Annotated in this window: 26 protein-coding genes; 18 read left to right on the forward strand and 8 right to left on the reverse strand. The window is 67.8% G+C overall.

The features are described 5' to 3' along the window. The 4 genes from B0E52_RS03705 to B0E52_RS03725 all read left to right on the forward strand — a co-directional run. The coding region (locus tag B0E52_RS03705; protein WP_077481915.1) for a GGDEF domain-containing protein at positions 1-1823 on the forward strand (1823 nt) is incomplete at its 5' end. 315 nt (positions 1824-2138) lie between these two features. Further along, entirely contained in the window at positions 2139-2396 is a 258-nt protein-coding gene (locus B0E52_RS03710) for a hypothetical protein (RefSeq protein WP_077481917.1), read from the forward strand. A gap of 47 nt (positions 2397-2443) precedes the next feature. Then, positions 2444-4216 (forward strand): diguanylate cyclase, encoded by a 1773-nt coding sequence (locus tag B0E52_RS03715; protein ID WP_254426694.1) that lies wholly within the window; start codon positions 2444-2446, stop codon positions 4214-4216. A gap of 330 nt (positions 4217-4546) precedes the next feature. After that, entirely contained in the window at positions 4547-6268 is a 1722-nt protein-coding gene (locus B0E52_RS03725) for a GGDEF domain-containing protein (protein WP_254426695.1), read from the forward strand. A 15-nt stretch (positions 6269-6283) separates the two neighbouring features. Here the strand turns inward: B0E52_RS03725 and B0E52_RS03730 are convergent, their stop codons facing one another. The 3 genes from B0E52_RS03730 to B0E52_RS03740 all read right to left on the reverse strand — a co-directional run bounded on the left by B0E52_RS03730 (position 6284) and on the right by B0E52_RS03740 (position 9449). Continuing rightward, positions 6284-6712 (reverse strand): FKBP-type peptidyl-prolyl cis-trans isomerase, encoded by a 429-nt coding sequence (locus B0E52_RS03730; protein ID WP_077481923.1) that lies wholly within the window; start codon positions 6710-6712, stop codon positions 6284-6286. 86 nt (positions 6713-6798) lie between these two features. Continuing rightward, complete coding sequence (locus B0E52_RS03735) at positions 6799-7491, reverse strand: SH3 domain-containing protein (RefSeq protein WP_077481925.1); 693 nt, start codon at positions 7489-7491, stop codon at positions 6799-6801. Between the two features lie 89 nt (positions 7492-7580). Next, a complete protein-coding gene (locus tag B0E52_RS03740; protein WP_217316659.1) occupies positions 7581-9449 on the reverse strand; it encodes a 3'-5' exonuclease in 1869 nt (622 codons plus the stop codon). A 271-nt stretch (positions 9450-9720) separates the two neighbouring features. Between B0E52_RS03740 and B0E52_RS03745 the strand changes: the two genes are divergently transcribed. From B0E52_RS03745 to B0E52_RS03755, 3 genes are read left to right on the forward strand one after another with little or no spacing between them, the layout of a single operon-like run. Beyond that, positions 9721-10800 (forward strand): 3-deoxy-7-phosphoheptulonate synthase, encoded by a 1080-nt coding sequence (locus tag B0E52_RS03745; protein WP_077481929.1) that lies wholly within the window; start codon positions 9721-9723, stop codon positions 10798-10800. A 41-nt stretch (positions 10801-10841) separates the two neighbouring features. Next, complete coding sequence (locus B0E52_RS03750) at positions 10842-11117, forward strand: GNAT family N-acetyltransferase (RefSeq protein WP_077482156.1); 276 nt, start codon at positions 10842-10844, stop codon at positions 11115-11117. Continuing rightward, positions 11114-11800 (forward strand): DUF1345 domain-containing protein, encoded by a 687-nt coding sequence (locus B0E52_RS03755; protein ID WP_077481931.1) that lies wholly within the window; start codon positions 11114-11116, stop codon positions 11798-11800. Before B0E52_RS03750 ends, B0E52_RS03755 begins: the two co-directional genes overlap by 4 nt. Before the next feature lie 176 nt (positions 11801-11976). Here B0E52_RS03755 and B0E52_RS03760 read toward each other — a convergent pair whose 3' ends face one another. After that, positions 11977-12459 carry a YajQ family cyclic di-GMP-binding protein gene (locus B0E52_RS03760; RefSeq protein ID WP_077481933.1) on the reverse strand — a complete coding sequence of 161 codons (483 nt, stop codon included), beginning with the start codon at positions 12457-12459 and terminating at the stop codon, positions 11977-11979. Positions 12460-12593: 134 nt separating this feature from the next. Here B0E52_RS03760 and B0E52_RS03765 point away from each other — a divergent pair, with 134 nt between their 5' ends. Together B0E52_RS03765 and B0E52_RS03770 are read left to right on the forward strand one after the other, a co-directional pair. Next, positions 12594-13772: an NAD(P)/FAD-dependent oxidoreductase gene (locus B0E52_RS03765; RefSeq protein WP_254426696.1), complete on the forward strand. Its 1179-nt coding sequence runs from the start codon at positions 12594-12596 to the stop codon at positions 13770-13772. A gap of 57 nt (positions 13773-13829) precedes the next feature. Beyond that, a complete protein-coding gene (locus tag B0E52_RS03770; protein WP_256363972.1) occupies positions 13830-14735 on the forward strand; it encodes an NAD(P)-dependent oxidoreductase in 906 nt (301 codons plus the stop codon). Here B0E52_RS03770 and B0E52_RS03775 read toward each other — a convergent pair. Together B0E52_RS03775 and B0E52_RS03780 are read right to left on the reverse strand one after the other, a co-directional pair. Then, on the reverse strand, positions 14732-15202 hold the full coding sequence (locus tag B0E52_RS03775) for a YaiI/YqxD family protein (RefSeq protein WP_077481939.1): 471 nt from the start codon (positions 15200-15202) through the stop codon (positions 14732-14734). The genes B0E52_RS03770 and B0E52_RS03775 overlap by 4 nt on opposite strands. Continuing rightward, positions 15199-16080: a PhzF family phenazine biosynthesis protein gene (locus B0E52_RS03780; protein WP_077481941.1), complete on the reverse strand. Its 882-nt coding sequence runs from the start codon at positions 16078-16080 to the stop codon at positions 15199-15201. The genes B0E52_RS03775 and B0E52_RS03780 overlap by 4 nt, the downstream gene beginning before the upstream one ends. Before the next feature lie 122 nt (positions 16081-16202). On the opposite strand from B0E52_RS03780, the gene B0E52_RS03785 reads away from it, so the two are divergent. From B0E52_RS03785 to B0E52_RS03795, 3 genes are all read left to right on the forward strand, one after another. Further along, entirely contained in the window at positions 16203-16808 is a 606-nt protein-coding gene (locus tag B0E52_RS03785) for a rhomboid family intramembrane serine protease (RefSeq protein ID WP_077481943.1), read from the forward strand. 81 nt (positions 16809-16889) lie between these two features. Beyond that, positions 16890-17258 (forward strand): hypothetical protein, encoded by a 369-nt coding sequence (locus B0E52_RS03790; protein WP_077481945.1) that lies wholly within the window; start codon positions 16890-16892, stop codon positions 17256-17258. Positions 17259-17354: 96 nt separating this feature from the next. Beyond that, complete coding sequence (locus B0E52_RS03795) at positions 17355-18368, forward strand: aminopeptidase (protein WP_077482158.1); 1014 nt, start codon at positions 17355-17357, stop codon at positions 18366-18368. Between the two features lie 62 nt (positions 18369-18430). Here the strand turns inward: B0E52_RS03795 and B0E52_RS03800 are convergent, their stop codons facing one another. Then, positions 18431-19252 (reverse strand): cytochrome c, encoded by an 822-nt coding sequence (locus B0E52_RS03800; RefSeq protein ID WP_077481947.1) that lies wholly within the window; start codon positions 19250-19252, stop codon positions 18431-18433. 346 nt (positions 19253-19598) lie between these two features. On the opposite strand from B0E52_RS03800, the gene pncB reads away from it, so the two are divergent. Then, positions 19599-20783: a nicotinate phosphoribosyltransferase gene (pncB, locus tag B0E52_RS03805; protein ID WP_077481949.1), complete on the forward strand. Its 1185-nt coding sequence runs from the start codon at positions 19599-19601 to the stop codon at positions 20781-20783. Between the two features lies 1 nt (position 20784). On the opposite strand, the gene queG is transcribed toward pncB, so the two are convergent. After that, on the reverse strand, positions 20785-21849 hold the full coding sequence (gene queG, locus B0E52_RS03810) for a tRNA epoxyqueuosine(34) reductase QueG (RefSeq protein ID WP_077481951.1): 1065 nt from the start codon (positions 21847-21849) through the stop codon (positions 20785-20787). A 37-nt stretch (positions 21850-21886) separates the two neighbouring features. Here queG and B0E52_RS03815 point away from each other — a divergent pair, with 37 nt between their 5' ends. From B0E52_RS03815 to tsaE, 5 genes are all read left to right on the forward strand, one after another. Next, positions 21887-22369 (forward strand): DUF2946 domain-containing protein, encoded by a 483-nt coding sequence (locus B0E52_RS03815; RefSeq protein ID WP_139351573.1) that lies wholly within the window; start codon positions 21887-21889, stop codon positions 22367-22369. A gap of 314 nt (positions 22370-22683) precedes the next feature. Continuing rightward, positions 22684-23646 (forward strand): transporter, encoded by a 963-nt coding sequence (locus tag B0E52_RS03820; protein WP_254426697.1) that lies wholly within the window; start codon positions 22684-22686, stop codon positions 23644-23646. Between the two features lie 7 nt (positions 23647-23653). Then, the gene (locus tag B0E52_RS03825) at positions 23654-24184 is read left to right on the forward strand and encodes a TlpA disulfide reductase family protein (protein WP_217316661.1); all 531 of its coding nucleotides are present in this window, start codon (positions 23654-23656) and stop codon (positions 24182-24184) included. Between the two features lie 72 nt (positions 24185-24256). Then, positions 24257-25741: a bifunctional ADP-dependent NAD(P)H-hydrate dehydratase/NAD(P)H-hydrate epimerase gene (locus tag B0E52_RS03830; protein ID WP_077481955.1), complete on the forward strand. Its 1485-nt coding sequence runs from the start codon at positions 24257-24259 to the stop codon at positions 25739-25741. After that, entirely contained in the window at positions 25734-26195 is a 462-nt protein-coding gene (tsaE, locus tag B0E52_RS03835) for a tRNA (adenosine(37)-N6)-threonylcarbamoyltransferase complex ATPase subunit type 1 TsaE (protein ID WP_077481957.1), read from the forward strand. The genes B0E52_RS03830 and tsaE overlap by 8 nt, the downstream gene beginning before the upstream one ends. The last annotated feature ends 53 nt before the right edge of the window (positions 26196-26248 follow it).

The following is a 26248-nucleotide window of genomic DNA, read 5'->3' on the forward strand; positions in this document are numbered from 1 at the left end:
CTTTCGCCCCCCCCCGCCAAGCGGAGTCGCTCGCGCCGAAGGTGATGGGAGTAGTCGTGCCTTGCTGGTCATCCCGCTCGAAGCGATATATCGCCTGGGGGGCCATGGCTTGTTGCCTCGGCTGGCATGCCAGCCATGCCGCCATGCCTCATGTCGACTTGGGTGCCATGCTCGAGCAGGCCGAGGCGCTGACAACCTCGGATCATGCGCGATCCCTGCAGTTATTGGCACGACTCAACCTGGAAGCTGCCCGGCTGACGCAGGATCAGCGATGGCACCTGCGTTATTTGGACGCATGGGAGGCCATGTACGAAAGCGATTACCCGAAGTCGGGGGCGATGTTTGAGGACATCATCCGGCATGCCGGCAATCCGGTCTGGGTGGATCGTGCTTCCGCCATGCTGCTGTGGCAGCTGGTACTCACCCGGCATTACCCCGAGGCGTTTGAACTGGCCAATCGTCTTGCAGCGCGCCTGCCGCAGGCCACGGATGCCAAGGCTCGCCGCGCGATACTGTTGAACCTCTCGCAATCGATGGCCGTGGCCGGCCAGATTGACCTGGCAGTGAAGTACGCGCAAATGGCGCTGGCCATGGCTTCTTCGGGCAAGGAATCATGCTATGCCGCGGCCAGTCTGGTCGTGGCGCTTTCCAGCGGGCATCGGCTCATGCTCGACAGTCCGGAGCTGCAACAGGCCATACGGGCCTGTGCGGTGGCCAAGCTGCCGGTATTCAGTACCGACTTGCAGCTCACCGTTGTCCGCTTGCACCTGCAGGCGGGGCAGCAGCGCAAGGCGCTTGCGCTGCTCGACCGCATGGCACCTGCAATCGAGGCCGACGGCTACACGCCCAACAAACTGCAGGCCTTGGTGCTTCGGGCGCAGGCGCTGGCTGCTATCGGAGACGCCGCCGCCGCCCGGAAGGCATCCTTGGCGGTTGTTGCCATGCAGTCAACGGGCGATTGGCCGAGAGATGCCTACGAGGTGCTTTACCACGTCGAGAAAAAGCAGGGTCACGCCGCTGCCGCACTCGACGACTACGAGAAATTCGCTGCGCTGGACAAGGCCCATCTCGATGATGCCAATGTGCGTGCGATGGCCTACGAGACGGTGCAGCAGCATGTGCTGGTGCAGAAGCTGGAGACGGAGAAGCTGGACCAGCAGAACGCGGCGCTGCGCATGCAGCAGAAACTGGACGCCAAGGCAGCCGAGACCAATCGGCTGTACCTTGCCCTGCTGCTGATGGCACTGGTCTTTGCTGGGCTCTGGATGTTCCGGATCAAGCGCTCGCAACTGCGCTTCAAGAAGCTGTCCCACCTCGATGGCCTGACCACGGTGTTCAACCGCCAGCATTTCATGGGCGAGGTGGAGCGCACGCTGCGCCTGCTGGAGAAGCGCGCCGAGATGGCTTGCCTGGTCTTCATCGACCTGGACCACTTCAAGCGCATCAACGACACCCACGGCCACGCCATGGGCGACGAGGTGCTGCGCCAGGTGGTGGTGGCCGGCAAGCAGCAGCTGCGCCCGGCCGACCTGTTCGGCCGGCTGGGCGGTGAGGAGTTCGGCATCCTGCTGGTGGGCTGCTCGCACGAGCAGGGCATGGCCATCGCCGATCGCATCCGCCGCGCGGTCGAGGCGACGACGGTGGAGTGCGAGGGCAACGTCATCACGGTGTCCACCAGCGTGGGCCTGGCCTGCACCGGCGTGTGTGGTTACGATTTGCGGCGCCTGTGCCGGGAGGCCGACGCCGCGCTGTACCGCGCCAAGCGCGGTGGGCGGAATCGCGTGGTGGCCGATACCGGCAGCGGGGATTTCGCCGAAGCTTGAGGCGCGGCGGACATCCGTCACAGGACCTTGCGCGAGCTGGTCGAGGCGTCGGTGACCGCCGAGGAAACCGTGGTGCTGCCGCCAACCGGGCCCCTGAAGCCCAATCCCGTCTTCAAGGGACGGCTGGATGCGCTGGACAAGGCCGGTGTACGGGACAAAAGGCAAACTGATAGCATCGCCCGAGGTGACGGCCGCGAGGGGAGCGTCATGGCGGCGTGTCGATCCGCTTGCAGAGGAAAGCGCCGAGGCTGATCCACACGGCATGCCGCAAGACATGCCATCAAGTTGTTACACAACAACCATATAGGGGGGCACATGTCGGACACGATTGAACTGCTGGATGCCATTGGTCGCGATGCGTCACTTCGTCACGCATCGGCCGAGGAGCTTGCAGGCGTGCTGGAACAGGTACAGGCGAGCACGTCTCTCAAGGCGGCTGTGGCAGCGGGCGACGTCGCCGGGCTGATTCGGGAACTCGGAGGCAAGCCTTCGGATCCGCCTCCCAACCAAATATGCCCGCCTGCGGAAGAAGACGAAGAACAGGAAGAGGAAGGGACGGAGCCGCGAGCTTAGGTGCCCGGTTGTTTTGACGGGTTGCATCAGCCATAGGCATCAGCAACGTGCGCCGATTGTCGAGTCGCATCTGGCCATGGTCAGCATTGCTGATCGTGGCTTTCTGCGTGCTTGTGCAGCCGGCGTTCGCCTCGACCATCGCAGACCCTGGCCGATTCCTCGATCAGGCCGAGAATCTGCGCACGAGCGACCATCCGCGCTTCGTGCAGATGCTCGCGCAAATTCATCGCGAAGGGCCGCAGCTAACACCGGCAGAGCAATGGCACCTGCGCTATCTCGACGCATGGGAAACCATGTACGAGGGGAATTACACCAAGTCGGCGACCCAGCTTCGCGAGGTTATCGACCATTCCGGTGTGCCGGTTCTGGCGACCAAAGCGTCCGCGTTGCTCTTGAGCAATCTGAGCATCAATCGGCATTACAAAGAGGCGTTTGAACTGGCCAACAGGCTGACCAGGGAGCTGCCCGAGGTCAGGGATGCGGAGGCCCGCTTCACGCTGTTGTACTTCCTGTCGATGACGATGACTTCTGCCGGCCAGACGGATCTCGCCATCCAATATGCGCGCATGATGGAGAGTGCCCTTCCGGCGGGCGAGACGCTGTGCAAACCGCTGCATCTGCAGGTCGATGCACTCGAATACGGCAAGCGGTTGAATTCGGCTAGCCACGAATTGCAAGATGCCATCGCCGCTTGTGTAGCTGCCCGGCAGCCAGTCTTGATTAATTCCCTGCAGCTTATTCAAGCTCATGTCTACCTGAGAGATGGGCAGCCAAGGGCAGCACTGGCACTGCTGGGCCGGATTGCGCATGACATCCAGCACAGCGGCTATCAACCCCACATGCTGTGGTGGCAGATGAACAGGGCAATGGCCTACGCCAAGCTGGGCAATGACAGTGAGGCCAAAAAGGCTGCTCTTGCCGTGCTGGCCATGAGCCGCCCCGGCGACAAGAATGGCGCATTGCGGGATACCTACAAGGTCCTCTACCAGATCGAGAAGAATCAGGGCCACGCCGCCGCGGCGCTTGATTACTACGAGAAATACGCCGCGCTGGACAAGGCCAATCTCGACGACGTCAGCGCACGCGCGATGGCTTACGAGACGGTGCAGCAGCATGTGTTGGTGCAGAAGCTGGAGACGGAGCAGCTGAACCAGCAGAATGCGGCGCTGCGCATGCAGCAGAAGTTGGACGCCAAGGCAGCCGAGACCAATCGGCTGTACCTTGCCCTGCTGCTGATGGCACTGGTCTTTGCTGGGCTCTGGATGTTCCGGATCAAGCGCTCGCAGCTGCGTTTCAAGAAGCTGTCCCATCTCGATGGCCTGACCACGGTGTTCAACCGCCAGCATTTCATGGGCGAGGTAGAGCGCACGCTGCACCTGCTGGAGAAGCGCGCCGGCACGGCTTGCCTGGTCTTCATCGACCTGGACCACTTCAAGCGCATCAACGACACCCACGGCCACGCCATGGGCGACGAGGTGCTGCGCCAGGTGGTGGTGGCTGGCAGGCAGCAGCTGCGCCCGGCCGACCTGTTCGGCCGGCTGGGGGGCGAGGAGTTCGGCATCCTGCTGGTGGGCTGCTCGCACGAGCAGGGGATGGCCATCGCCGACCGCATCCGCTGCGCGATCGAGGCGACAACGGTGGAGTGCGAGGGCGCCGCCATCGCGATCTCCACCAGCGTAGGTCTGGCCTGCACCGGCGCACATGGTTACGACCTGCGGCGCCTGTGCCGCGAGGCGGACTCCGCGCTGTACCGCGCCAAGCGCGGTGGGCGCAATCGGGTGGAAGCGGGCGCCGAAGACAGCATGCCCATCGCGATCTGAGCGGCGCGGTCGCGTGGCGGCTGCTGCGTACACGCTTGCCTGCCGCCGGCGTTATGATCGCGAAAACGGGGGGCGTCATGGAAACGATGGAATCGCCGGAAGCAGTCGACACCACTGCGTTGCAGCGCAGCGCTCCGGGCGGCGGTATGGCGGGCGTGCCGATGCCGCCCGACTTGGTGCAGCGACTCGTGGACGGCGACGCCCAGCCGGTCGGCGATCCCCGGAGTCCGGGTCAGGGCGCCCCGGCCCTCCGGCATTAATCCGGACGGCATGTACTCGCGATGGGGCAGCTTGCGGTCATGGCTCGCTTGGGCGGGCTTGGCAGGTTGCGTGTTCTGGCAGGCCGGGCTTGCCGTCGACGCCGTCGCCGATCCCTCCGCTCTGCTCAAGCAGACCTGGCCGTTGCCGGTGACGGATCATCCGCGGTTCGTCCGCCAGCTGGCCCAGCTCAATCGGGTGGTGTCCCGGCTGGCGCCGGACGAACAATGGCAGCTGCGTTATCTGGACGCGTGGGAGACCATGTACGAAGGCGAATACGCCAAGTCGGAGGCGCAGTTTCGCGACATCATCCAGCACTCCGGCGATCCGCGCGTAGCCGATCGTGCCTCTGCCTTGCTGCTGAGCCAGTACGGGATCACCCGGCGCTACACGGAGGCATTCGAGCTGGCCAATCGCCTTGCGGCGCGTTTGCCGCAGATCACGAATGCCAAGGTCCGCTTCATGGTGACGCTGAACCTGTCGCAGTCGCTGGGCCTGGCCGGCCAAACTGATTTGGCCATCCACTATGCGCGTATCGCGATGGATGCCGTCCCGGCCGGAGAGAGTCCGTGTTATCCCGTTGCCAGTCTGGTCGTGGCACTCGAGACCGGCCATCGGCTCAAGTCCGACAGCCCGGAGTTGCGGCAGGCGCTGGCGGCGTGCCCGGCGGCCAAGGAGCCGGTTTACAACGCCGACCTGATGCTCACGCTCGCCGACCGGTACGTGCACGAGGGCCAGCCACACAGGGCACTTGCACTGCTCGATCGGATCGCACCCAGCGTCGAAGCCAACGACTATGCCCCGAACAGGCTGTCGGCCCTGGTGAGCAGGGCGCAGGCGCTGGCCGCTCTGGGCGACGACGATGCTGCCCGGAAGGCAGCCCTCGCCGTGGTCGCCGCGGGAAAATCGGGTGGTATCGACGCCTGGCTCAAAGACACCTACAAGGTGCTTTACCGCATCGAGAGTCGGCAGGGCCACGCCGCCGCCGCGCTCGATGACTACAAGAAGTACGCCGCGCTGGACAAGGCCTACCTCGACGACGTCAGCGCGCGCGCGATGGCCTACCAGACGGTGCAGCAACACCTGCTGGCGCAGAGGCTCGAGACGGAAAAGCTGGGGCGGCAGAACGCGCTGTTGCGCGTGCGGCAGACGCTGGACGCCAAAAAGGCGGAAGCCAACCATTTGTACCTGGCGCTGCTGCTGATGGTGCTGGCTTTCGCCGTGTTGTGGATGTTCCGGCTCAAGCGCTCGCAGCTGCGTTTCAAGATGCTGTCTCACCTCGACGGCCTGACCGCGGTGTTCAACCGCCAGCATTTCATGGGCGAGGTGGAGCGCACGCTGCGCCTGCTGGAGCGGCGCGCGGGCGCGGCCTGCATGGTCTTCATCGACTTGGACCACTTCAAGCACATCAATGATACCTTCGGCCATGCCATGGGCGACGAGGTCTTGCGGCACATCGTCGCCGTCTGCCGGCAGCACTTGCGTGCCGTCGACCTGTTCGGTCGCCTCGGCGGCGAGGAGTTCGGCATCCTGCTGGTCGAGTGCTCGAGCGGGCAGGGCGTGGCGATCGCCGAACGCATCCGGCTCGCCATCGAAATGGCCACGGTGGAAAGCGACGGCGTGGCCGTCGGAGTATCCACCAGCGTGGGCCTGGCCTTTACCGACAGTTCCGGCTACGACCTGCAGTGCCTGTGCAAGCAAGCGGATGCCGCGCTGTACCGTGCCAAGCGAGGCGGGCGCAACTGCGTGGTGGTCGATGATGAGGGCGATGCCGACCGCCTTGCGGCGGTTTGACGTGCGCTCCTACGCTCAGTGCACCCCGACCAGCTCCACGTCGAACACCAGCGCGGCGTTCGGCGGCACGGCGTCGCCGGCGCCGCGGCCGCCGTAGGCCAGCTGCGCAGGGATGATGAGGGTGCGCTTGCCGCCCACATGCATGCCGCGGATGCCCCGGTCCCAGCCCTGGATGACTTCGCCCGCGCCCAGCGTGAAGCGGATCGGCTCGCCGTTCTCCAGCGAGCTGTCGAATTCCTTGCCGTGGTGGTCCGCCGCGTTCGCGTCGTACAGCCAGCCGGTGTAGTTCACCTGCACCACGTCGCCGTCGTTTGCCACCGCGCCGCTGCCGACCACGCGGTCGATCTTCTGCAACTGGGTGACGTCGTCGGCGGCCAATGCCGGCGATGCGACGACGAAAGCGCCGAGCAGGATGGCGGCGAACGCGGCAGTCAGACGGCGCATGCGAGGGATTCCCGGCAACGAGGTGCCGCGCAGTCTAGCGCAGCCCGGAGCGGTCGCGGGGCGAGCGATCCGGGCTGCCGTGCAGCTCAGTGATCCTGGTGGTCGTCCTTGTTCCTGTTGTCCTTGGGGACGGGCTTGCCGTGTGCGGGCGCCGGCTTGCCGGTGCCCGGGCGAGCGGTGGGCGCGCGGGATGGCATGGCCGGCCGCGACGCGGGCGGCGGTGCCATCTGCGGGCGTTGCGGCATGGGCTGCGGCTGTCGGTCCGGCAGCGGGCGTGCCGGCCGTTGCGGCATGTTGCCCTGTGGCGGCGCCGGGCGATTCGGCAGGTTGCCGTGCCGCGGCGGCATCGGACGACGCACCGGCGGCGGTGGCGGCCGGCGCGGCATGGGGCGTGCGTACCAGCGGGTGCGTTCGCGGTAGAACGGGCGGTTGCGGTAGTAGCTGTCCCAGTAGTTGCCGATCACGAAAGTGACGATGGGGATGCCGATCTGCACGCCGTACTGCGGCACCAGCACGTATTGGTTGTTGTAGTCGTACTGGATGAAGTTGCCGGCGACCCAGCCGCGCTCGCCCTGGAAGATCACGTCGCACCATTCCCAGCCGCTGGTGCAGCCCTGGATGCTCAGCGGCGCGCCGGCGGGGAGCGTGTCGATGAGCGGGTAGCCGCTGTCCGGGCCGGCGCGCAGGTTGACGTTGCCGGTGGTGTAGCCGTCCGCGGCCAGTGCGAGTGCGGGCAGGGCGAGCAGCGGGAGCGCGGCGAGCCAGGCGATGCGTTTCATCGAACTTCTCCCGTGGTCGAGGTGTGGCACTTCGTCGCAAGCCTGCGCCCGGCCGGATGAACGCCGCGAGACGGACAGGGCGTGGTGTTTCAGCCCGACGGCGCCAGCTGCGCCTGCACCTCGTTGATCGAGTCGCGGATGCTCTTGGAGAACATCGAGTCGAGGTGGTGGATCAGCACCAGCCGCTCGGTGGCGCGGGTCATCGCCACGTAGAGCAGGCGCGCCTCGTCGACATCGCGCTGGTTTTCGCGCGGCAGCGAGCCGAGGCCGGGGATGATCACGAACGGGAATTCCAGGCCCTTGCAGGAGTGCATGGTGAGCAGCTTCACGCTGTCCTTGACCACGAACAGCGCCTGCTTGCCGTTCTCGTCGGCGAGGCTGGAGGGAATGGCGAGGCGCTCCAGCGCATCGTGCAGCTTCTCGCCCTCCCAGCCGGCGCGGTAGATCACCGCCATCTCGCCCCAGGGGCGGCCGTGGGCGTGCTCGTCGCGCAGCTGGGCAATCAGCGCATCGAGCTGGGCGGCGGCGGTATCGGTGCGGATCAGCTCGGGCAGCGGGCCGCGCCGGCCGGCGCTTTCGGGGGCGATCAGCGGCACGCCGTCATCGTCGTCGCTGCGCGCGGCGAGCAGTTCACCGGCGAAGTTGCGCGCCACCGCGAGGATCTCCAGCGTGTTGCGGTAGTTGAGCTTGAGGATGGTGGTGCGGCCCTGCGCCTGCACGCCCAGGCTCTTCCAGCTGAGCTTGCGACGGCCGGCCTTGCCGTAGATGTTCTGCGCGTCGTCGTACAGCACCAGCAGCGAATTGGTGGCCGGGTCGATCATCTGCACGATCAGCTTGTACCAGTCCGGCTCGAAGTCATGGCCCTCGTCGACCAGCACCGCGCCGTACTGGAAGCGCGGAATCTGCTCCCTGTCCACGCCTTCCATCACCCGCTCCACCATCGCCTCGAAGAAGTGCTCGCCCTTGGGCGGCAGCGCCACGTGGTAGCTGGTGAGCATGCGGTGGCACCAGCGGTGGAAGTTGTAGACCTGCACCTTGTCTGCCAGGCCGCGTTCGCCGATCAGCTGCTCCAGCCGCGCCGCCAGCGTCTTGTTGTAGCAGAGCACCAGGATCGGCCGGCTCAGCGACTGCGCCAGCTGCATCGCGCGGAAGCCCAGGATCATGGTCTTGCCGGAACCGGCCACGCCGTGGATGACGCGGTGCTCGTCGCCCAGCGAGCGCGCCAGCTGCTCCTGCTGGGCGTCCATCACCTTCACCAGGTCGGGGATCTCCAGCGCACGGGCGTCCTGGCCTTCGGCGGCGAACAGGCCGAACTGGCCGCTGCCCGGCTCCACCCGGATCTCGGGGAACAAGTGCCAGCGCACACGGTCGATCTGCGGCAACGTGAGCGCCACCGGAAACACCTGCGGGAACATCGCCCACAGGCGTTCCTGGAAGGCCTCGCTGTCCACCGTCTCGAAAAGTTCGTCGCGGCAGATCGCCAGGTGCGCGGGGATCACTGCGTCCAGCCCGCCTTCCTCGAACTGCTTGCGCGTGATGTTGGCCAGCACCGCACCCCAGGCCCAGGGCATCACCAGCTTGCCGGCGTGGCGATGGCCTTCGGGGTAGCGCAGCGCCGGATCGTGCTCCAACACCACGCCGATTTCCAGCGCATAGGCGCGTGCCTGCAGCAGCGGGTTCGTCTCCTTCGCCAGGCCGCGCTCGGTGACCAGGGTGAATTGGGTCTTGTCGGCGTGGCGGATGGTGTCGGTCTTCCAGTCCTTCACTTCCAGCACCAGCAGGCCGCGGCGCGGGTGGAACACCACGAAGTCGGGGCGGCGCTGCTTGAGGCCGATCGGCACGTCGTACCAGAGCAGGTAGTCGTTTTCGAGCTTCTGTTCCAGCCGTTCGGACACGCGCTTCTCGCCGCCGGTCATCCGTGGCAGGCAGCTGTTGCGGGTGGGTATGAGCGTGGCCAATGGCGTCCCCCGGTTGGTTCGCGGGAAGTTAGCGGAACCGGTGGATATGCGCAAAAGGACTTTGCGCGCGCCGAAAGCCTGTGCTATCACTGGCCTCCCATGACCCACACCGCCCGCCAGTATTTTTGGTTTTATGGCTATCCGAAGCCGCTGGCGGAGGCATGGGTGCGATCGTCCTGAAGTCCTGACACCCCATTCCGAAAGCCGCCAGCAGCACAGGCGGCTTTTTTCATGGCCGCCGCTGGCACCCCACCCGAGGAAAGCCGCCGCCATGTCCCAGTCCGCCACCGACGATCTGCGCATTCGCACGATCACCCCGCTCGCCACGCCCGCCGAGGTGATGGACGAGTGCCCCGCCACGCCCGCCGCGCTTGCCACCGTGGGCAAGGCGCGCGCGGTGCTGCACCGCATCCTCGACGGTGGCGACGACCGCCTCGCGGTGGTGATCGGCCCGTGCTCCATCCACGACCCGCGCGCCGCGCTGGAGTACGCGCAGCGGCTCGCGGCGCAGCGCGAGCGCCTGGGCGGCGAGCTGGAGATCGTGATGCGGGTGTACTTCGAGAAGCCGCGCACCACGGTGGGCTGGAAGGGGCTGATCAACGACCCGGACCTGGACGGCAGCTTCCACATCCGCAAGGGTTTGCGCGTGGCGCGCCAGCTGCTGTGCGACATCAACGCGCTGGGCGTGCCGGCGGGCAGCGAGTTCCTCGACATCATCTCGCCGCAATACCTCGCCGACCTGGTGGCCTGGGGCGCGATCGGTGCGCGCACCACCGAGAGCCAGGTGCATCGCGAGCTGGCCTCGGGGCTGTCCTGTCCGGTGGGTTTCAAGAACGGCACCGACGGCAACGTGAAGCTGGCAGTGGACGCCGTGCAGGCGGCCGCGCATCCGCATCACTTCCTCGCGGTGACCAAGCAGGGCCAAGCGGCGATCGCCGCCACCAGCGGCAATCGCGATTGCCACGTGATCCTGCGCGGCGGCAAGGTGCCGAACTACGACGCGGCCAGCGTCGAGGCCGCCTGCAGCGCGATCGCCAAGGCCGGCCTGCCGGCGCGGGTGATGATCGACGCCAGCCATGCGAACAGCGGCAAGAACCCGGAGAACCAGCCGCGCGTGATCGCCGACATCGCCGCCCAGCTCGAGGCGGGCGAATCGCGCATCGTTGGTGCGATGGTGGAGAGCCATCTGGTCGCCGGTCGCCAGGACCTGGTGGAAGGCCGTCCGCTGACCTACGGCCAGAGCGTCACGGATGGCTGCATCGGCTGGGACGACTCGGTGCGCGTGCTGGAGCGACTGGCTGCCGCGGTGCGTCGGCACCGCGAGCTGGCGGGGGACGAGATGGCGGCCTGACGGCGGCGGTATGCTTGGCGGCATCGTCCGTGGAGATCGCCATGCAGCTCGACATCCAGCACAACCGCGCTGCGCAGCGTTTCGAGGTGGAGGTGGAAGGCGCGCACTGCGTGCTCGACTACACGCTCGCGGAAGGCGGCATGGCGATCACCCATACCGAGGTGCCGCCGCCGGCCGGCGGTCGCGGCGTGGCTGGCGAACTGGTGCGCTCGGCGCTGGATTTCGCGCGCGCGAAAGGCTGGAAGGTGGCGCCGCTCTGCTCGTATGCCGGGGCCTGGATGGCACGGCATCCCGACTACGCGGACCTGCGCGCATGAGCGGCGAGGCATCCGGCACCAACGGCGCGTCGAAGCCGCCGCGCTGGCGGCCGTTCCGCTACGTGACGGCGCGGCCGCGGCTCAGCGCCTCGTTCGTGATCTTCGTGATCGCCGGCGCCGTGCTGATCGCGCTGGGCCTGCGCGTGGCCACCGCGATCCTGCTGGGCTTCGACCTGGCCGCGGTGATCTACCTGCTGGCGCTGGCGCGGCTGTTCAACCGGTCCACGCCTACGCACATGCGCCGGCAGGCGAAGGCGCAGGACACCGGGCGCTGGGGCATCCTGTGGAGCGGGGTGGTGTTGTCCGGCGTGGTGCTGGTGGCACTGGGTACCGAACTGCACGCGGCCAAGGGCGGTGGCCTTCCGGCGCTGGGCGTGGGCGCGCTCAGCGTGGTGCTGAGCTGGCTGTTCCTCAACATCATGTTCGCGCTGCACTACGCGCACGGTTTCTACGGCGATTTCGGCGAGAAGCACGCCGGGCTGGAGTTCCCCGACACGCCCAAGCCCGACTACTGGGACTTCGCCTATTTCGCCATCGTGATCGGCATGACCTTCCAGGTCTCCGACGTGCAGATCAGCAGTCGCTACCTGCGCCGCGTGGCGCTGCTGCACAGCGTGATCGCGTTCTTCTTCAACGTGTTCATCATCGCGATCACGGTGAACATCGTGGCGGGGATGGGGTAGGGCCATGGATGGCCCGTGCGCCAGCCAAGCGCATGCGCTTGGCTGGCGGAGCCGAGTCCGGCTGCGCCGGACTCGGCGAGTCGGGAAAGTGCAGGAAGCACTTTCCCGACCATCAGCAAGGCTTCGGCTTGAATGCTCCGGCCTGCTATCGCAGCGAGGGTGCTGCAGGAACTTCCTCAATCGCGGAAATTGTCGAACTGCAGCGGCAGTTCCACCTCGGCCTTGCGCAGCACCGCCATCGCGGCCTGCAGGTCGTCGCGCTTCTTGCCGGTCACGCGCAGCTTGTCGCCGTTGATCTGCGCCTCGACCTTGAGCTTGGCCTCCTTCAGCGTGGCCACCAGCTTTTTCGCGACCGGCTGCTCGATGCCCTGCTTCACGGTGATCTTCTGGCGCGCGCCGGCGAGGTTGGTCTCCACCTCGCCGATGTCCAGCGCGCGCACGTCGATCTTCCGCGAGATCAGCCTGGCGCGCAGGATGTCCAGCATCTGCTGCAGCTGGAAATCGCTGGGTGCGCTCTGGGTGATCACGAAGTCGTCCAGCGCGTATTTCGCGTCCTGACCCTTGAAGTCGAAGCGGTTCGCCAGCTCGCGGTTGGCCTGGTCCACGGCATTGGTCAGTTCGTGCTTGTCGACTTCGGAGATCACGTCGAAGGAGGGCATGGCGGCGACTCGAGGGTGAATGAGGCGGAAAGTGTAAGCGATGCGGCTGGGCGATAATGCCGCGTTCTCAAGCCCGTCATTCCGGCCTGCGCCGGGATGACGAACGATGTGGCGCCCGGCGGGCAGGTGATGGCGTGAAAACGGATGTGCTGATCATTGGTGCCGGTGCCGCAGGCCTGATGTGCGCGATCGCTGCGGGGAAGCGCGGGCGCCGCGTGCTGGTGGTCGATCATGCCAACAAGGTCGGCAAGAAGATCCTGATGTCCGGCGGCGGGCGCTGCAATTTCACCAATCTCGGCGTCACCCCGGCGAATTACCTCAGCGCGAACCCGCACTTCGCCAAGTCCGCGCTGGCGCGCTACACGCCGGCGGACCTCATCGCGCTGGTCGAAAAGCACGGCATCGCGTACCACGAGAAGGAGCTGGGCCAGCTGTTCTGCGACGACTCCTCGAAGCAGATCGTGCGCCTGCTGCTGGACGAATGCGCCGCGGCGGGCGTGCGCGTCGAGACCAGTTGCGGCGTCGAGCGCGTGCGCAAGACGGACGAGGGTTTCAGCGTGCTCACCGCGCACGGCGAAGTGCACGCCGAATCGCTGGTGGTGGCCAGCGGCGGCCTGTCGATCCCCAGCATGGGCGCCAGTGGTTTCGGCTACGAGTTGGCGCGGCAGTTCGGCCATGCGGTGCTGCCCGTGCGCGCCGCGCTGGTGCCGCTGACCCTGAGCGGCAAGCACCAGGAGCATTACGCCGATCTCGCCGGCGTGGCCTTGCCGCTGGCCGAGGCGCGGGTGGGCAAGCGCGCGTTCCGCGCGGGGCTGCTGTTCACCCATCGCGGCCTGAGCGGGCCGGCGATCCTGCAGATCTCCTCGTACTGGCAGCCGGGCGACGAGCTGCGCCTCGATCTCGCACCGGATGCGGAACTGGGCGACTGGCTGCTGGCGCAACGCGCCGCGCGTCCGGCGGCGGAACTGAAGAACGTGCTGGCCGACGCGCTGCCGAAGCGTCTTGGGCAGCGCCTGTGCGAGCTGTGGTTTGAAAGCCGCCCGATGCGCCAGTACCGCGACGCCGAGCTGCGCGAAATCGGCCGGCAGCTGCACGACTGGCCCATCGTCGCGAGCGGCACCGAGGGCTACCGCACCGCCGAGGTGACCCTGGGCGGCGTGGACACCGACGGGCTGTCGTCCAGCACGATGCAGTCGAAGCTCGTGCCCGGCCTGTACTTCATCGGTGAAGTGGTCGACGTCACCGGCTGGCTGGGCGGCTACAACTTCCAGTGGGCCTGGGCCTCGGGGCACGCGGCGGGCGAGGTGGCGTGATGCCGCGACTTCGCGGGAGCTGAACACCCCGGATGTTCCACTGCGGGGAGTGAATCCATATCGGGAGTACGGCGCATGAAAGTTGGCTTTCTCGGTCTTGGCGCGATGGGCGCTGCAATGGCGACGAACCTGCTCAAGTCAGGCCATGAAGTGACCGTGTGGAACCGCTCTCCGGCGGCGGCACAGCCGCTGGCGGCGCTGGGTGCCACGGTGGCGAAAGATGCCGCGGAGGCGGCGCGTGGCGACGCCGTGCTGAGCATGCTGGCGAACGACACGGCGGTGCGGGCGGTGATCTTCGATGGCGGTGTGCTCGATGCGATGGCGCCGGGCACGGTGCATGCGAACCACGCCACGGTGTCGGTGGCGCTGGCAAGGGAACTGGCACAGGCGCATGCCGCGCATGGCGTGGAGTATGTCGCCGCACCGGTGTTCGGCCGGCCGGATGTGGCTGCCGCCGGCAAGCTCAATATCCTTGTTGCGGGCGGGCCGCAGGCGATCGAGCGCGTGCGCCCGCTGCTGGATGCGATGGGCAGCCGCGTATGGCCGCTGGGCGAGGCGCCGGAACGTGCGAACGTGGCGAAGATCGCAGGCAACTTCATGCTGGCGGCGGCGATCGAAAGCATGGCCGAAGCCTCCGCGCTGACCCGCGCGCATGGCATCAGCGCTGCGGACTTCCTGGAAGTGATGACCAGTACGCTGTTCGCCACTCCGGCCTACCAGGGCTACGCGAAACTGATCGCCGCGCAGCGTTTCAAGCCGGCCGGTTTCGCCTTGCCGCTGGGCTACAAGGACGTGGGATTGGCGCTGGCGGCAGGCGAGGCTGCGCGGGTGCCGCTGCCGTTCGCCGGCGTGCTGCGCGACAGCCTGCTGGAAGCGCTGGCTGCAGGCGACGAGGACGTGGATTGGTCGGTGCTGTCGCAGGTGTCTGCGCGGCGCGCGCGCCTTGACGAGCGCGGCTGTTAGTCGCGCAGCAGGCGCAACTGCGCCAGCCAGCGGTCGAGCTGGTTGGCGAAGGCCTGCTTGTCGCGCGCATGGAACGCGGCGTGGCCGCCGGTGTCGACGCCGGCGCCGCGCAGCTCGTCCATGAAATTGCGCATGCCCAAGCGCTGGGCGATGGTGTCGGAAGTGTGCAGCTCACCGCGCGGGTCCAGCGCCAGGGCGCCCTTCTCGATGACCAGCGCGGCCAGCGGGATGTCCTGGGTCACCACCAGATCACCGGCAGCGACGCGGCGTACGATCTCGCCGTCGGCCACGTCGAAGCCGCCGGGCACCTGCACGGCGCGCACGTAGCGCGAGGGCGGGGTACGCAGGTACTGGTTCGCGACCAGGGTCACCATCACCTGTTCGCGTTCGGCGGCGCGGAACAGGATCTCCTTGATCGCCACCGGACAGGCGTCGGCATCGACGAGGATCTGCGCTTCGGCGCTCACGCCGCGTTCCAGTCCAGCGTGCCGTCGATGATGGTGTGGCTGCGGCCGCCGATCCACACCGTGCCGTCCACGATGTGGGCGACGAGCTGGGCGTCATGGCCGATCTCGCGGCCCTGGCTCACGACGTAGCCGCCGGCCAGCGCGCCATGTGGTTCGGCCTGGGCGATGTACGCGGCAATCAGGCCGTTGGCGGCGCCGGAAGCGGGGTCCTCGATGATGCCCACGCCGGCGGGGAAGGCGCGCACCACCAGCTGGTAATCCGGATGTGCGCTGCGCGCGAACGCGCACAGGCCCATGCTGCCGGTGGCGTGGGCCAGCGCGCCGATCGCGCTGTGGTCGGGTTGCCAGGCGCGCAGCGCGGTTTCGCTTCCCACCTCGGCCAGCCACCAGCGGCGGCCGCCGTCGACCAGGGCGGGCGGCAGCGCGCCTGCGCCGATGCCGGCCAGCGCGGCGTCGAGCAGGGGTTGCGCCTCGCGGCCGGTGCGCAGCACCCGTTCGCCGGGCGATTTCAGCAGCAGGCGGCGTTCCGTGCCCGTGCCTTCTACTCGGATCGGCAATACGCCGGCGCCGCATTCCTGCCACAGCAAGCCATCGACGGGCCGGACCAGGCCGCACTCCAGCGCGGCGTGCGCGCTGCCCACGCTGGGATGGCCGGCGAACGGGATTTCCTTGTGCGGCGTGAAGATGCGCACGCGGTAGCTGGCGCCGCTGGTGGCGGGCGGCAGCAGGAACGTGGTCTCGACGAGGTCGGTCCAGCGCGCGAAGCGCTGCATCGCCGCGCCGCTCCAGTGCTCCGTGCCGATCACCACGCCTAGGTGGTTGCCGCCGCCATGTGTGGCGGCAAAGACGTCCAAATGCAGGTAGCGCAACGCGGGCATGACGGCGGGATTCGTGGGGGAGCGCGCATGATAGCCGCCTTGGCGAATTGCGGCGCGGATTCGACAAGCGGCCGCGCTGCCGCCAAGATGCGCCACTTCGTCACCCTGGTGCGGAAACGTTCATGCCGATCACCCTCATCATCCTCGCGGTCACCTGCATCGTCTCGTTCATCGCGTTCAGCAACAGCCGGCTGATGAACGACCTGATCCTGTGGCCGCCGGCGATCAGCCGCCAGCGCGAGTACCACCGGCTGGTGACCTACGGTCTGGTGCATGCGGATTTCGGCCACCTGCTGTTCAACATGATCACGCTGTTCTTCTTCGGGCGCGTGATGGAGGGCTTCTACGCCGGCCAGTTGGGCACGTTCGGCTTCGCGCTGTTCTACCTCGGCGGCCTGGTGGTCTCGATCCTGCCGACCTATCTCAAGAACCGCAGCAACCCGAACTACCGCAGCCTCGGTGCCTCGGGCGCGGTGTCGGCGGTGCTGTTCAGTTACATCCTCCTGGCGCCGTGGCAGCGCATCATCGTGTTCGTGATACCGATGCCGGCGATCGTCTACGCGGTGCTGTACACCGGCTACTCGATCTACATGGATCGGCGCGGGCAGGACAACATCAACCACAGCGCGCACCTGTGGGGCGCGGCCTACGGTGTGCTGTTCACCGTGCTGGTGAACCCGCGGGTGTTGCCGCATTTCCTCGACGCACTGCTGCAGCCGCGATTCTGAGGTCGGGCCGGCGCGAGCATCAGCGCCGGTTCAAGCGGGCAGGCGCAAGCTGGCGCCATCGTCTCCCATGGAGGCCGTGTCATGAAACGCCTGCTCTGCGGTTTCGTTCTCGTCCCACTCGCCGTGCTGCTGTCGGGCTGCTACTACGACCCGGGGTACAGCTACGTGCGGGCAAGCCCGTATGCCGGTCCGGCCTATTACGGCAACGGCGTGGTCTACGGCGACGGCTACTACGCGGCGCCGGGGTGGTACGGGTACGGGTATGACGGCTGGTACGGCTGCTGCTACGCGCCGGGCGTGACGATCGGCGGCGTTTGGTACAGCCGCGGCGGGTATCGCCACTATCGCGGCGGCAACTGGCATGGCAACGGCGGTGGGCACTGGCACGGTAGCAGCAGCGGCCATGGCCGCTGGAGCGGCCATGGCGGTGGCGGCGACCATCGTCACTGAGTCCCATCCCGCCGGCCGCTGCGGCATCATGGCGGCATGACCCGACTGTCGGCGACGCTCCATCGCGATCTGCCCAGGCTCATCGCGTTCGCGGCGATGAGCTGGGTTCTGTGCGCCTGCGGCAGCATTCGCTACTACGCGCAGGCGGCGCACGGGCAGGGCGAGCTGGTGTTCAAGCGGCAGCCCGTGCGCAAGCTGCTCAAGGACCCGGCTACCGACCCGAAACTCGCCGCGCGGCTGTCGCTGGCGCTGGCCGCGCGCGAGTTCGCCAGTCGCGAGCTCGATCTGCCGGACAACCGCAGCTACACCAGCTACGTGGATCTGCACCGGCCCTACGTGGTGTGGAACGTGTTCGCCACGCCGCGCTATTCGGTGGAAGCGGTCCGGCACTGTTTTCCCGTCGCCGGCTGCGTGGCCTACCGCGGCTGGTTCAGCGAGGCCGCCGCCGAGGCCGATGCGGCGCGCATGCAGCGCAAGGGCGACGATGTGTGGGTAGGCGGCGTGCCGGCGTATTCCACGCTGGGCTGGTTCGCCGATCCCATCCTCTCCAGCATGCTGCGCTGGGACGACGACGAGCTGGCCGGCACGATCTTCCACGAACTGGCGCACCAGCTGATCTACGCCAAGGGTGACACCGCGTTCAACGAATCCTTCGCGACGTTCGTGCAGACCGAGGGCCTGCGCGAATGGCGCGCCGCGCGCGCGCTTCCGCCGGACGATGGCCATGCGCAGGCGATGGCCGATGGGTTCACGAAGCTGGTGCTGGAGCTGCGCGAGCGCCTGAAGAAGTTCTACGCCAGCGGCGTGGATGCCGAGGCGATGGAGGCGGGCAAGCAGCGCGAAATCGCCGCGTTCCGTGCGCGTTATGCCGCGTGGCGCGATGCGTACTGGCCAGACGATCACCGCTACGACGCCTGGGTGGCCAAGCCCATCAACAACGCACGCCTGCTGCCGTTCGGCCTGTACGACCAGTGGACGCCTGCGTTCGCCGTGATCTTCCGCGAAAGCGGCGCGCAATGGCCGGCTTTCTACGCACGGGTGCGGGCGCTGGCGCGCGAGTCGAAGGCGAAGCGCGATGCCGCGTTGCAGGTTTTGCTGGGGACGCGGTAGGAGCGCACCCTGTGCACGATGAAGCCTTTCGCGAAGAGCTGCATCGCGCACAGGGTGCGCTCCTACGGTGTGATCGGAACCTTCGCCTTGTGCTTCGCCATGTAGCGCAGGTAGGCCAGCACCGCGTCGAGGTCGGCGTCGGACATTTCCTTCGTCGTGGGGAAGCCCTGCATCTTCGCCTCGGGCCAGCGGTGCAGCGTCTGCGGGTTGCGGATGAAGCCGCGCAGCAGGTCGGCGCGCAGGTATTCGGTGGGGTTCCAGGGGAGGTTGAGGTCCGGCCCCAGCCGGGCGTCGCCCGCGCCATTCATGGTGTGGCAGGCGAAGCAGGTGCGCTTGAACACCGCGTAGCCACGCAGCACCTGCGCATCGGCGCGGGCCTCCGGCACGATGGTCGGGAAGCGCGCGTCGACGTCCGGGATCGCGCGGATCGTGGCCAGTTGGTAGGGCCATTCCTCCGTGGTGACGTGCGCGGCCTGCGGGTCGGTCCACACCAGGTAGAACGGGCCGGCATGCTTGCCGTTGTCGGCGGACGCGGGCCAGGGATGCGTGGAATCTTCCACCGCCAGCCAGGCCTCGGCGCCTTGGCGGTTGAGGATCACCGTGGCTGGAATCTCGGCGGCGAAGCCGTCGGTGGCCACGAACTGCAGATGCTGGTCCGTACGCAGGCCGGGCAGCAGCGCGCGCAGCGGCACGGCGCGGTAGCGCATGGAGCGGCGAAACGCCACGTCGTCCGGGATCGTCACCGTGGTGGCGTCGGTGCGGGCGAGCAGCTGCGCGGTGGTCCAGACTCTCGCGCCGTGGCCGAGGTCGATGCGCAATTCGGCTGCATGGGCGAGCAGGGGCAGGCACAGGCAGAGCAAGCAACAGCGCAGCAGGATCTTCATGACGGTCCCCCAGTGACGCGGCATTGTAATCGCGCACTGCCGTCCCCATATATTGTAAATCCGTGGCGCGTGGCTGGCTGGAAACTGAATCATTTCGTGCGGTTTCCTTGAACTTTCGCCGCAGCGGCTACACTAAGCATCACGTATCGCCGTGAGGCGACAGGAGACGGGGCAGCACATCGCACCGTCGGGGGGTCGGCCCCTCTCTCCCCTCTTGACGCGCCGACCTGACGAATCCCGGTAGCTACTCCCCTGGCTACCGGGATTTTTTATGCCCGCGATTCGCCGGCGGCATGGATAATCGTCGACTTGGCGCCGCGTGCGCCGCTGCCGTGCCGGACGACGGATGATCATCGAATCGCTGCTGGACACCGACCTTTACAAGTTCTCGATGATGCAGGTGGTGCTGCATCACTACCCGGCCGCGCAGGTGGAGTACCGCTTCAAGTGCCGCAATCCCGGCATCGACCTGGCGCCGCACATCGAGGAGATCCGGGCCGAGCTGGAGGCGTTGTGCACGTTGCGCTTCACCGAGGACGAGCTGGACTACGTCCGCCGGATGCGCTTCATCAAGAGCGACTTCGTGGACTTCCTCGGGCTGTTCCAGCTCAACGCGAAGTACGTGACGATCGCGCCGGCGGAGGCGGGCAACGGCGAGATCGAGATCCGCATCCAGGGGCCGTGGCTGCACACCATCCTGTTCGAGGTGCCGCTGCTCGCGATCGTCAACGAGGTGTATTTCCGCAACACGCGGCCCGATCACGACCTCGCCGAAGGGCGGCGTCGGCTGCAGGCGAAGATCGCGCTGCTGCGCGACACGCCGGACTACGAGCAGTGCCGCATCGCCGATTACGGCACGCGCCGGCGTTTCTCGCGCACCTGGCACGAAGAGGTGCTGGTCGCCCTGCGCGACGGGCTTGGCAAGCAGCTCGCCGGCACCAGCAACGTCTGGTACGCGTGGAAGCTGGGCCTTACCCCGCTGGGCACGCTGGCGCACGAGTACCTGCAGGCGCACCAAGCGCTGGGCCCGCGCCTGCGCGATTCGCAGGTGGCGGCGCTGGAGGCTTGGGCGAAGGAGTACCGCGGCGATCTCGGCATCGCGCTGTCCGACGTCTATGGCCTCGACGCCTTCCTGCGCGACTTCGACATGTATTTCTGCAAGCTGTTCGACGGCGCGCGCCACGATTCCGGCGACCCGTTCAATTGGGGCGAACGCATGCTGGCGCACTACCGCGCCCATCGCGTCGACCCGCGCAGCAAGGTGTTGGTGTTCAGCGACGGCCTGGACATCCCCAAGGTGATGCAGCTGTACGAACACTTCCGTGGCCGCTGCCTGCTGGCCTTCGGCGTGGGCACCAACCTCAGCAACGACACCGGCCCCGAACCGCTCAACATCGTGATCAAGATGATCCGCTGCAACGGCCAGCCGGTGGCCAAGCTCAGCGATTCGCCGGGCAAGAACATGTGCGAGGACGCAGCCTACGTGACCTACCTGCGCCAAGTGTTCGGTATACCCGCCACGCAGGGTTGAATCACCCGGCCTGCCGCGCCAGCGCCCAGGCCACGTGCTCGCGCACCACGGGCGAGGGGTGCTCGGCGCGGGCATTCAGCGCCTCGCACGCCGCGGCGGACTTAGGCGCATTGCCCAAGGCCACCGCGATGTTGCGCAGCCAGCCCTCGTAGCCGGTGCGGCGTATCGCCATGCCTTCGGTGCGCTTCAGGAATTCCTCCTCGCTCCACGCGAACAGTTCCACCAGCTTCGCGCCGTCGAGGCGGTGGCGTGGCGCGAAGTCCGGCTCGGCAGCTTCCTGCGCGAACTTGTTCCAGGGGCAGACCAGCTGGCAGTCGTCGCAGCCGAAGATGCGGTTGCCGATCGGCGCGCGCAGTTCCTCGGGAATCGATCCCCTCAGTTCGATGGTGAGGTAGGAGATGCAGCGGCGCGCATCGAGCTTGTATGGCGCGAGGATCGCCTGGGTGGGGCAGATGTCGATGCAGCGGCGGCAGGAGCCGCAGTGCGCGCTGGCGGCTTCGTCCACCGGCAGCGGCAGGTCGGTGTACAGCTCGCCGAGGAAGAAGTACGAGCCGGCGCGGCGGTTGATCAGCACGGTGTGCTTGCCGATCCAGCCCAGCCCCGCGTTGCGCGCCAGCGCCTTTTCCAGCACCGGCGCGGAATCCACGTAGGCGCGGTAGCCGAAGTCGCCCACCACGCCGTGGATGCGCTCGGCCAGCTTCTGCAGGCGGTTGCGCATCAGCTTGTGGTAGTCGCGGCCCAGCGCGTAGCGCGACACGTAGCCGGCCTCGCCGTCGCGGATCACCTCCCAGGCGTTGCGCGTTCCGGGCGGCACGTAGTCCATGCGCACCGAGATCACTCGCTGCGTGCCCGGCTCCAACTCGGCGGGGCGCGCGCGCTTGGCGCCGTGGCGCGCCATGTAGTCCATCTCGCCGTGGTGGCCAGCCGCGAGGTAGGCCTCCAGGTGCCTTTCGTCCTCGCCCAGCGCCACCCCGCTGATGCCGGCGTCGGCGAAGCCCAGTTCGCGCGCCCAACGCTTGATGTCGCGGGCGAGGGCAGCGTAGTCGATGGTGATGCTGGCGGACATGCGGGCATTGTAGGCGGCGCGCGCCCGCGTCGCGGACGTGCGCCGCGCGGCATCGCGCCGCCGGGATGCGACGATATTGACCGTCGAGGGGTGCGTGGTGCGTGCTACATTGCCGTATCGCGCCTTTCCCACGGTCGATTGCGTGTTGCGACACAAGACCAGGCGGCAACCCATCGCGTGGCTGGCATGGCTGGCCATGGCGCTTCTGGTCGTGGCGCCGCTGGTATCGCGTGTCCTGCCCACACCGGCCCCGATGACGCACGCCATGGCGGGCGGGGATTGTGCGCATGGGGCGGTGCACGCCGGCCATCCCTGCAAGCACGCCGGCACGCAGGATCCGACGGATTGCTGCGGCTACTGCGTGCTGCTCGGACAGCAGTCGCTGCTGGCCGCATGCCCGCTTCTTCATTTGCTGCCCGCGGCGCCGCGCGAAGCGGTGGCGGTCGCCTACCGGCCTCCATCGCCCGAACACCGGGGCCACCTCGGGGCCCGCCCGCGCGGGCCTCCGCACCGGGCCTGAGCCCGGCAAACGCCTGCGCCGACCGGCGTCGGGTGGATGCTTTCATTCCCATCCGCGAGTCGCGCACCGGCCCTCGCATGCCACCGCATGCGGCTGCGGCGTCGGCACACGCGATCGCATTCTTGCCAGGTGAACCACGTTGGCGTTCGCCGCCCTTGCCAGATCACGCAGCCATGAACCCCACAGCATCGTCATCTTCCATGCCGGCACCCCGCCGGTCGCCGCCGCGCATCGCGGCTCGTGGCGGAGCCCTCCTGCTGGCAGCGGCCTTCATGCCGCAGCTTGCCCACGCCTGCGCCACGTGCGGATGCACGTTGAGCACGGACGCCGCCACCGGCTATTCGACCGCGAGCGGCTGGCGGATCAATCTCGACTACACCTATATCGACCAGAACCAGCTGCGCCACGGCGGCGGCAAGGCGTCGCCCGGGCAAGTGGTCAACCAGCCGTCCGATCCGTCGCTGGGTGGAGGGGAGATCGAGAAGGGAACCACCAACCGCTACATCAACCTTGGCGCGACCTACCGCTTCAACGCCGATTGGGGCGTGTCGTTCGTGGTGCCGTACGTCATCCGCGACCATGAGACCTACGGCACGCAGCTGGCGCCGTACACGCCGGGGGAGACGTCGCCCGACCAGGTCAGCGGCGCCCACGTGGCCGGTCTCGGCGACGTCAAGCTGATCGGCAGTTACCAGGGCTTCCTGCCCACGCACAATTTCGGCGTCCAGTTCGGCATCAAGCTGCCGACGGGGAACTACGGCGGCCAGACCGACGACGGCACGCTCATCAGTCGGCCCTCCACCTTCCATTCGGGGCCGGGCCTTGGCCAGTCGCTGGACAGCAGCCTGCAGGCGGGTACCGGCAGTACCGACCTCATCGTCGGCGCCTATTACTTCCAGCCCGTGAGCCAGGATTTCGACATGTTCGTGAATGGGCAATTCCAGGCGGCGGTGCGCGAGCGGCTGGACCGGCCCGGCGCCGACTTCCGCCCGGGCAACCTGGCTTCCGCCAGCTTCGGCCTGCGCTATGAAGCCCATGCGGACTGGGTGCCGCAGCTGCAGGTCAACGTGTTCCACCGCAGCGCCGACCAGGGGGCCTTCGCCGATACGCCCGATACGGCCGGCACGGTGGCTTATCTCAGCCCCGGCATCAGCGCCAGCCTGGGCAGGAACCTGCAGTTCTACGCCTTCGTGCAACTGCCCGTGTACAGCCATCTGCAGGGATACCAGCTGTTTCCGCGCTGGACCGGCACGGTCGGCCTGAGCATGCAGCTGTAGCCGTCCCATGTTCTCCCTGCCATTCCTGCGCCGCCTCGCCCTCGCATGCCTGCTGTGCGCCGGCGGCATGTCGCCGGCCGCTTTCGCAAACGGGCTCCGCGTGGGCCAGTCCGCGCCGGACATCACGCTGGACACGCTGGACGGCCAGCACGTCTCCCTGCACGCCCTCCGCGGCAAGACGGTCATCCTCACGTTCTGGGCGACCTGGTGCGGCCCTTGTCGCGAAGAGCTGCCGATGTTGTCGCGATACGCGCGGGAGCATGCGCGCGACGGCCTCGTCGTGCTCGGGTTCAGTCTCGATACGCCGGACACGCTGGCGCAGGTGCGCCAGGTCGCGGCCACGCTGGATTTTCCGACAGGGCTGCTTGGCGATCCCCATGTCGACGGCTATGGGCGCATCTGGCGCCTGCCCGTGAGTTTCGTGGTGGATCGCCACGGACTGCTCGTGCACGATGGCTGGAAAGACCGGCAGCCGGCCTTGACGCGCGAGCGGCTTGATCAGGTCGTCACGCCGTTGCTGGATGCCCCGCGGCATTGAGCGGGGCGTGGCGGCAAGGTGACCATGCCTTCGCGGCCATCGAGGGTCGACGCAGCTGCCTATAATCGCCGCATGCCGCCATCCTCCCACCGCCACGAGCTCTACACCGTTGCCCAGGTGCGTGCGATGGATCGTCGCGCGATCGAGGTGCTGGGCGTGCCAGGGTTCGAGTTGATGCGCCGTGCGGCCTGGGCGGCGTTGTCCAGCCTGCGCCGGCACTGGCCACAGGCGCGGCGCATCGCGGTGCATTGCGGACCGGGCAACAACGGCGGTGACGGTTTCCTGCTGGCGGCGCTGGCGCGCGAAGCCGGCTTGCACGTGGACGTGCTGGCGCTTGGTGAGGCGTCTTCGGGCGATGCCGCGCTTGCCCGGCAGGCATGGACGAATGCCGGCGGCGGCGTGCAACTGTGGCAAGCGGGCGATACGTTGCCCGAAGCAGACGTGCATGTCGACGCGCTGTACGGCACCGGCCTGCGCCGTGCGCCGGAGCCGCCGGTCGCGGTGCTGATCGAGGCGATCAACGCCAGCGGCGTGCCGACGCTGGCGCTGGATGTGCCTTCGGGGCTGGATGCCGACACCGGCCACGTGCCGGGTGCAGCGATCCGTGCTGCGGTCACGACGAGTTTCATCGCCGCCAAGCGCGGGCTGCACACTGGTCGCGCGGCAGCATTCGTCGGCGTGCCGGAACTGGACGCGCTGGGCCTGCCCGAGTCGTTATGGCAGGGCGAGCCGCCGGACGCGCAACTGCTGATCGCCACGAAGTTGCCGCCGCGTGCGCGCGACGCGCACAAGGGCGCCAACGGCCATGTGCTGGCGATCGGCGGCGAGCACGGCATGGGCGGCGCGATCCGCCTGTGCGGCGAGGCCGCGTTGCGCGCGGGTGCCGGTCTGGTCAGCGTGGCCACGCGCAGCGAACACATCTTCGCCCTGAACGCGGCGCGGCCGGAATTGATGGCGCACGGGGTGGACGGCCCGCAGGCGCTGGAGCCGCTGCTGGCGCGCGCCAGCGTGCTCGCACTCGGCCCCGGCCTCGGGCAAAGCGCGTGGAGCCACGCGCTATGGCTCACCGCGCTGGACGGCGGCAAGCCGCTGGTGCTCGACGCCGACGGACTCAACCTGCTGGCGCGCGAGCCGCGCCGCTTCGCGCAGCCGACCGTGCTCACGCCGCATCCCGGCGAGGCGGCGCGCCTGCTCGGCGGCACCGTGGCCGACGTCGAGGCCGATCGCTACGCCGCGGCGCGCCTGCTGGCGGGACGCTACGACGCGGTGGTGGTGCTGAAAGGGAGCGGCAGCCTGATCGCCGATCCGGATGGACGTCTGGACGTCTGTCCGTGGGGCAACCCGGGCATGGCCACGGGCGGCATGGGCGACCTGCTCACCGGTGTCATCGCGGCGCTGCTGGCGCAGGGCTGCGACGCGCCACAGGCGGCCCGCCTCGGCACGGGCTTGCACGCACGCGCCGGCGATCGCGCCGCGCGGCAGGGCGAGCGCGGCCTGCTCGCCGGCGATCTGCTGGCATCGCTGCGCGCACTGGGCAACGGACTCGACGATGACTGAACACGTTTGGCGACTGGCCGACGAGGCCGCCACCCTCGCGTTGGGGCGCCGCTTTGCCATGGCGCTGGACGGCGGCGGCATGGTGATCTACCTGCACGGCGAGCTGGGCGCGGGCAAGACCACCTTCGCCCGCGCGCTGCTGGGCGCGCTCGAGGTGGGCGAGCGCATCAAGAGCCCCACCTACAGCCTGATCGAGGGCTACGAGGCGCAGGGGCGGCCGGCTTGGCACCTGGACCTGTACCGCATCGCCGATCCGGGCGAGCTGGAGTGGCTGGGCCTGGATGCGTTGTCCGATCCGGCTGCGCTGGTGCTCGTGGAATGGCCCGAGCGCGGTCGCGGCGCCTTGCCCGCACCTGATCTCACCCTGCATCTGGCGTATGTCGATGGTGGCCGGCAGGCGCGGTTGCAGGCGCAGACCGGGCGTGGGCGTGACCTGCAGCAGCGCCTGCGCTGAGCCTTCACGGCAAGTCACTGTTTTTACCCGAAAAATGCTCGTGGCCTGGTGAG

It is taken from the genome of Rhodanobacter sp. C06, from assembly GCF_002001105.1.
GTDB lineage: Bacteria > Pseudomonadota > Gammaproteobacteria > Xanthomonadales > Rhodanobacteraceae > Rhodanobacter_A.

Excerpts from the sequence above, each read along its gene's own strand:
- B0E52_RS03710 (WP_077481917.1), top strand. The coding sequence starts at position 2,139 with ATGTCGGACACGATTGAACTGCTGGATGCCATTGGTCGCGATGCGTCA.
- B0E52_RS03730 (WP_077481923.1), bottom strand. The coding sequence starts at position 6,712 with ATGCGCCGTCTGACTGCCGCGTTCGCCGCCATCCTGCTCGGCGCTTTC.
- B0E52_RS03735 (WP_077481925.1), bottom strand. The coding sequence starts at position 7,491 with ATGAAACGCATCGCCTGGCTCGCCGCGCTCCCGCTGCTCGCCCTGCCC.
- B0E52_RS03745 (WP_077481929.1), top strand. The coding sequence starts at position 9,721 with ATGTCCCAGTCCGCCACCGACGATCTGCGCATTCGCACGATCACCCCG.
- B0E52_RS03750 (WP_077482156.1), top strand. The coding sequence starts at position 10,842 with ATGCAGCTCGACATCCAGCACAACCGCGCTGCGCAGCGTTTCGAGGTG.
- B0E52_RS03755 (WP_077481931.1), top strand. The coding sequence starts at position 11,114 with ATGAGCGGCGAGGCATCCGGCACCAACGGCGCGTCGAAGCCGCCGCGC.
- B0E52_RS03760 (WP_077481933.1), bottom strand. The coding sequence starts at position 12,459 with ATGCCCTCCTTCGACGTGATCTCCGAAGTCGACAAGCACGAACTGACC.
- B0E52_RS03780 (WP_077481941.1), bottom strand. The coding sequence starts at position 16,080 with ATGCCCGCGTTGCGCTACCTGCATTTGGACGTCTTTGCCGCCACACAT.
- B0E52_RS03785 (WP_077481943.1), top strand. The coding sequence starts at position 16,203 with ATGCCGATCACCCTCATCATCCTCGCGGTCACCTGCATCGTCTCGTTC.
- B0E52_RS03790 (WP_077481945.1), top strand. The coding sequence starts at position 16,890 with ATGAAACGCCTGCTCTGCGGTTTCGTTCTCGTCCCACTCGCCGTGCTG.
- B0E52_RS03795 (WP_077482158.1), top strand. The coding sequence starts at position 17,355 with ATGAGCTGGGTTCTGTGCGCCTGCGGCAGCATTCGCTACTACGCGCAG.
- B0E52_RS03800 (WP_077481947.1), bottom strand. The coding sequence starts at position 19,252 with ATGAAGATCCTGCTGCGCTGTTGCTTGCTCTGCCTGTGCCTGCCCCTG.
- pncB (WP_077481949.1), top strand. The coding sequence starts at position 19,599 with ATGATCATCGAATCGCTGCTGGACACCGACCTTTACAAGTTCTCGATG.
- queG (WP_077481951.1), bottom strand. The coding sequence starts at position 21,849 with ATGTCCGCCAGCATCACCATCGACTACGCTGCCCTCGCCCGCGACATC.
- B0E52_RS03825 (WP_217316661.1), top strand. The coding sequence starts at position 23,654 with ATGTTCTCCCTGCCATTCCTGCGCCGCCTCGCCCTCGCATGCCTGCTG.
- B0E52_RS03830 (WP_077481955.1), top strand. The coding sequence starts at position 24,257 with ATGCCGCCATCCTCCCACCGCCACGAGCTCTACACCGTTGCCCAGGTG.
- tsaE (WP_077481957.1), top strand. The coding sequence starts at position 25,734 with ATGACTGAACACGTTTGGCGACTGGCCGACGAGGCCGCCACCCTCGCG.